Source organism: Pseudoalteromonas luteoviolacea NCIMB 1944, from assembly GCF_001625565.1.
GTDB classification, from domain to species: Bacteria; Pseudomonadota; Gammaproteobacteria; order Enterobacterales; family Alteromonadaceae; genus Pseudoalteromonas; species Pseudoalteromonas luteoviolacea_F.
The window spans coordinates 1-648 of sequence record NZ_AUXS01000107.1; the positions used below are offsets into that span (position 1 = coordinate 1).

1 protein-coding gene is annotated in these 648 nt (G+C 45.4%); it reads right to left on the reverse strand.

The window, feature by feature from the left end; genetic code table 11:
* Positions 1-582 (reverse strand): hypothetical protein (locus N483_RS26505; protein ID WP_155735439.1); only part of this gene is annotated, 582 nt, incomplete at its 3' end.
* Between the last annotated feature and the right edge of the window lie 66 nt (positions 583-648).

Below are 648 nucleotides of genomic sequence, written 5' to 3' on the forward strand. Positions count from 1 at the left end.
TCGCTTGGAAATGGCATGCGGTCTTGTGTCTTCATAGTGCTGTGTCCAACCAGACTTGGTGGTCAGGTTACCATTTGCGGTATAGGCAAACTCGGTCGCACCGTTGACTTTGATTACGCGGTTTAGGTCGTCATAGCCAAATCGGCTGCTCTTAACTTGCCCGCCATCTGATGAAAGTGCACGTGATGTCAGATTCCCTAAGCCATCAAACTGGTAACTATGTGATTGGATATAACCATAACTGCCTTGCACAGCTAAGCTGCTAACGAAACCCGTATCGCTATAACCAACCGACATCGCAAAGCGACCCTTGTTATAGTGAGTGACACGTCCAGCGCGATCCTCACGAGAATGCAGGTAGTAGATTGTGCCATTAGCACCCTCTCTTGCTTCTTTCTTTATGACAACTTGGCCCGCTCGATAGGTAAAATGAACACCTTGTGCTTCTATGTATTCATTTCTTTGTTTAAGCCGACGGTAGTCATCAAACTGTTGGAACACCCTGCCAAATTCATCAAATGTTGTCAGTTGAACAACACATTGGCTGCTATCGACAGATGCAAGATCAGAAGATATGCGCACATCTTTACTAGAAGGGAATTGGGGTGGATGTCAACTGTATTCTTATTCCTTGCTATTGCCATAAAA